Annotated in this window: 2 protein-coding genes; one reads left to right on the forward strand and one right to left on the reverse strand. The window is 62.1% G+C overall.

Annotated elements, in window-relative coordinates; all coding sequences use genetic code 11:
• Nucleotides 1-811 precede the first annotated feature (811 nt).
• Nucleotides 812-1,909, reverse strand: a complete 1,098-nt coding sequence (locus IT585_15075) for an exo-alpha-sialidase (protein ID MCC6964573.1) — start codon at nt 1,907-1,909, stop codon at nt 812-814.
• A 214-nt stretch (nt 1,910-2,123) separates the two neighbouring features.
• Between IT585_15075 and IT585_15080 the strand changes: the two genes are divergently transcribed.
• Nucleotides 2,124-2,530, forward strand: a 407-nt coding sequence (locus IT585_15080) for a UDP-N-acetylglucosamine 2-epimerase (protein ID MCC6964574.1), incomplete at its 3' end; no start/stop codon positions are given.

Here is a 2,530-nt window from a genome sequence, read left to right on the forward strand (position 1 = left end):
ACGGGGGACATCTGGCCCGATTTCATGGCGGGATTGTGAGGGAGGGCGGCGGACGTGTCGAGGCAATCGGGGCAAGTGGACGATCCGGCGATTCGTCATGCACACTGGCAATGCACCAGCGTGATCCAACTCTGCCGGTGGGACCATGACCGCAAGAGACATTGAGGGGAATGCTCGCGAGTGCATTCGGAAGCGGATTCGTGATCCACGTCCGGCGGGGGCGCGCGGACGCTACCGAGGCCGCCCACCGCGCGGACAGGGAGCAAGTGTGCGCAAATAGAGGAGCGTCCACCCATGCCCGGCGATGAAATTTTCGATTTCCCGTGCGATGCGCCATCCAGACCACCCGCCCCTCGCCCCATCGGCATTCATTCTTGTCAGTCCGTTTCACTCAAAAACCGCGCAACTTTCCTGTCGCCCCAACGTGTGCCCGCCGCGCGAGTTACAAGCGTCCCCAAAAACTTTTTTCGCCTATTGTCACCTTCAAATCTACGCACCGCCGCGCCAACCATCAGCCCAAACAAAGCGCGTGCACCTGCCCACAAATCCATCGCCCCGTTCGAGCCCCGAATGGGGCGCCGGGTTGTAGCCACTGGTGGAGCAAGGCGCCGCGAAGCAAGCCGAGCGCAACCAGTGGTCAGCATCAAAGAAAGATTCCCGCCCCGGCAGGGGCGGAGGAGTCATTCGAATGCACCCAAAAAACCACCCAAAACACGAAGCGCCCCAACACGCGACCGCCGCGCGAGTTGCAATCGCCCGAAACGCAGTGACTCACCTTATGTCACCTTCGAATTGCTTCGCCACAAACGTCCTACGGCCGCAATTCGACGTGCCGAATTCGCTGCAGCCGCTGCGAGTATGTCAGGTGCAAAGTGCCGTCTCTCGATTGCCAGAGGCTTGGATATGAAAGCTGAGCCTCGCCGTCGTCGATCGTCTGCGGGGCCGACCATGTCTCGCCCTCGTCGTTGGATATCGAAATCGAAAGCGGCGTCCGCTCCGTCTTGCTCGAGTTGTAGGCCAGCACAAGTTGGCCGCCGGAGAGCCGGATCAGATCGAGGCCGCTATTGGGGTTCGGCAACTCGGGCCGTTGCCGCAGATTCCACGTTCGGCCGCCGTCCGTCGAGCGTCCTTCCCACGTCTCGTGGTTCCCGCCGCCGGTCCGCATCAGGGCATACAGCGAGCCGTCGGATAGCTCGACCACCGCCGGCTGGAGATTGTTCGCCGACGGCGTCAGCAGGCCGCTCGTCGCGCTCCAGGTCGCCCCGCGATCGTCGGAAAAGAGGAACTGCGATTGATAGATCGCCTGCTGGTACGCAGGCAGCACCCAGCGGCCGCTTCGCGTGATGATGATGTGATTGCGGATCATCGTGCAGACGGTCTTAAGCGCATCGCGCGGTGCCGACCATGTTGCACCATCGTCCTGGCTCACGCGCTCCATCACCCGCCCCAGGCAAAATGAGTCGCCGAACATCTCGACGTAATAGAGCCGGAGTTCGTTGCTCTCACTCACGAACAGCACCGGGTTCGCATCCGCATAGCCCGGCTTGTCCGCCACGACGACCGGCTCGCTCCACGTCGATTCGCCCGGCCGCTTGCGAGAAAGGACGATGACGCAATCGTCGGCCAGTTCCTCCGACCCGGCGCCCCATGCCACCAGCAGGTCACCATTGGGCGCTTCAACGATGGTTGACGCGTGGTTGTAGGCGTAGGTCGTCGGCAGCGATTCGGTCGACAGAATCTCAAGCGCGATGATGGGCGTGATGCTCGCCGTCGAGCCGGCCTGATCGGCGATCCGACACTCGTCCGTCGCCACGCAGGCAGAAAGGAGAATAGCAAACAGCAAAGTGGCCGCGGTGAACAATCGGCGGCCATAGCGAATAAAAATCAGAACCCAATTCGAAGGCGGCATCGCGCAGGTTTTAAGGGTGGCGACAACCACCGACAAGTGAGGCCGGGCTTATCGGACACGAAGGTCGCCTCGATCGTCCGCCGGCGCCTATCCGCTGGCCGCCGCTGGGCTTAAACTCAATGGCCGCCCGATACGGTCCGAACTTGGATACGGGGGAGGCAACGCACGCGGCGTTGCCTTTTGTAACGAGGCGAGGTTCGGAGCGAGGGTTCTGATGCTTAAAGTGATATGTGTTTGCGGTGCCCGGCCGAACTTCATGAAGATCGCGCCGCTCATGGACGCCTTTGCCCGCAGCGGAAAGATCGATGCCGTCCTGGTGCATACGGGCCAGCACTACGACGAACGGATGAGTCAGCTTTTCTTCCGCGACCTCGGCATACCCGAGCCGGACATCAATCTCGAAGTCGGCAGCGGGAGCCACGCCTCGCAGACGGCGGAGATCATTCGCCGCTTCGAGCCGGTTGTCATTGAGAATCGGCCGGACTGGGTGATCGTCGTCGGGGACGTGAACAGCACGATCGCCTGCGCCATGGTCGCAGTGAAGCTCGGCGTGAAAGTGGCGCATGTCGAGGCCGGCCTGCGCAGCTTCGATCGCGGCATGCCGGAGGAGATCAACCGGCT

This window comes from Candidatus Zixiibacteriota bacterium, assembly GCA_020853795.1.
In the GTDB taxonomy this organism is placed as follows: domain Bacteria; phylum Zixibacteria; class MSB-5A5; order CAIYYT01; family CAIYYT01; genus JADJGC01.